We start from the raw sequence: 804 nt of genomic DNA on the forward strand, positions 1-804 counted from the left end.
CGGGAACCCGGCCTGACCCGGCGGAGCGAGGAGCTCGACCGGCAGGCCAAGGCGGTGTCGGGGCAGCAGAGCGCCCTGGCCCAGAAGGAACTCTCCCTCGACGCCCGCGCCAAGGAAGTCGACGCGCTGGTCCACGAACAGCGCCAGCGGCTCGAACGGATCGCCGGGCTGTCGGTCGAGGAAGCCCGCCGCGAGTTCTTCCAGCGGGTCGAGGACGAGGCCCGGGCCCAGGCGGCCGCGCTGGCCCGCGACATCAAGGACCAGGCCAAGAAGAACGCCGAGCGCGAGGCCAAGCGGATCATCGCGATGTCGATCCAGCGGGTCGCGGCCGAGCACACGGCCGAGACCACGGTGGCCGCCGTGGCCCTCCCCAGCGACGAGATGAAGGGCCGGATCATCGGCCGGGAAGGCCGGAACATCCGCGCCTTCGAAATGGCCACCGGCGTCGACCTCATCATCGACGACACCCCCGACACCGTCATCGTCTCCTGCTTCGACCCGGTCCGCCGCGAAGTCGGCCGCCGGGCCCTCGAGGCGTTGATCACCGACGGCCGGATCCACCCCGGTCGGATCGAGGAGATCGTCAAGAAGATCCAGAAGGAACTCGAGGAGCAGCTGGTCGAACTGGGTGAGCAGGCCGCCTACGAGACCGGGATCCACGGGCTCCATCCCGAGATGATCAAGCTGATCGGCCGGATGCGGTACCGGACGTCGTACGGCCAGAACATCTACGACCACTCGAAGGAAGTGGCCTGGATCGCGGGCATGATGGCGGCCGAGCTGCAGCTCGACGTCCAGCTCGCC

The 804-nt window shown here is 69.0% G+C and carries 1 protein-coding gene; it reads left to right on the top strand.

All coding sequences use genetic code 11. The features are described 5' to 3' along the window. Window positions 1–804: DUF3552 domain-containing protein (locus JNK74_28465; protein ID MBL7650122.1), on the top strand; the 804-nt coding region annotated here is incomplete at both ends.

It is taken from the genome of Candidatus Hydrogenedentota bacterium, assembly GCA_016791475.1.
In the GTDB taxonomy this organism is placed as follows: domain Bacteria; phylum Hydrogenedentota; class Hydrogenedentia; order Hydrogenedentales; family JAEUWI01; genus JAEUWI01.